Genomic DNA, 1,074 nt, shown 5'->3' with positions numbered 1-1,074 from the left:
GAGCTTCTGGGTGGACAGCGTCTACAACCAGTTCCCGGGCGAAACCAAGGACTACGTGCCGATGGTGATCGCCGCGTCCTGGATCTTCCTGCACCCCCAGCAGTACGGCGTGGAGTTCCCGAAGATCAACGCGCAGCCGGCCACCATCCGCCTGGCCCGCTCGACCACGATCTACGAACTGACCATCTGCCTGGGCAGCCATGGCACCCGCGATGGCTACATGCGCGCATTGCGCAACCTCAACCCGCGCTATGAGGCCGATGGCTGGATTCCGGCAGGAACCCTCATCAACGCCACCAACCGCATTGCTGGCCTGTACGCGCGCAACTGCGTCAGCGGCCCGCGTGCCGATCTGGCCCGCACCCTGATCACCGCCGACCTCAATGCCGCGATCGTGCGCCCGAGTGCTGCCAGCTACACCGGCAGCGTGGCCGTGGGCGGGGTTGTGCCGGTGGTCGATCCCAATGCCGCCAGCAGCGTGCCGACCACGCCCGCCGCGCCGGTGGCTGCGCCGCGCCCGGCGCCGGCCCCGCGCGCCAAGCCGGCCCGCAGCTACAAGGTCGGCAAGGGTGAGACCTTGGGCCGGATCGCCGCGAAGTTCCAGTGCGATGTGCCGGTGCTGGCCCGCGCCAATGGCCTCAAGGCCCCCGGCTACAGCCTGCGCCACGGCCAGGTGCTGAAGCTGCAGGGCTGCGACAAATAATCTTTCCGCAATCTGGATATCGCATGGACCTCGAAGACACCCGCAACCTGTTCACCAACCTTCGCGAGAACACCGACTGGGACCTGGACGCCCCGCTGCTGTGGGGGTACTTCTTCGTGCACTCCACCGCCGAGCCGCTGCACGCACTGGCCACCCACCTGCAGGCACAGGGTTATGTGCTGGTGGAAGTGTTCGAGCAGGAGCCGGAAGACGGTGAGGCTGCATTCCACGTGCTGCATGTGGAGCGCGTGGAAGTGCACGACGAAACCTCGCTGGACAAGCGAAACCAGGAACTGAGCGCGCTGGCCACGCAGATGGGCGTGGAAGACTACGACGGCATGGACGTCGGCCCGGCGCCGACCCTGCAGTAA

2 protein-coding genes are annotated in these 1,074 nt (G+C 66.7%); both read left to right on the top strand.

Annotated features, from left to right (window positions below; genetic code table 11):
* On the top strand, nucleotides 1-703 hold a 703-nt coding region (locus AC1VAN_RS22695; RefSeq protein WP_480986848.1), incomplete at its 5' end, for a LysM peptidoglycan-binding domain-containing protein.
* A 23-nt stretch (nucleotides 704-726) separates the two neighbouring features.
* Nucleotides 727-1,074: a ribonuclease E inhibitor RraB gene (locus tag AC1VAN_RS22690; protein WP_025876137.1), complete on the top strand. Its 348-nt coding sequence runs from the start codon at nucleotides 727-729 to the stop codon at nucleotides 1,072-1,074.

The organism is Stenotrophomonas sp. 05L44_2 (genome assembly GCF_056665995.1).
This window is presented reverse-complemented; position numbering and strand designations above follow the sequence as displayed.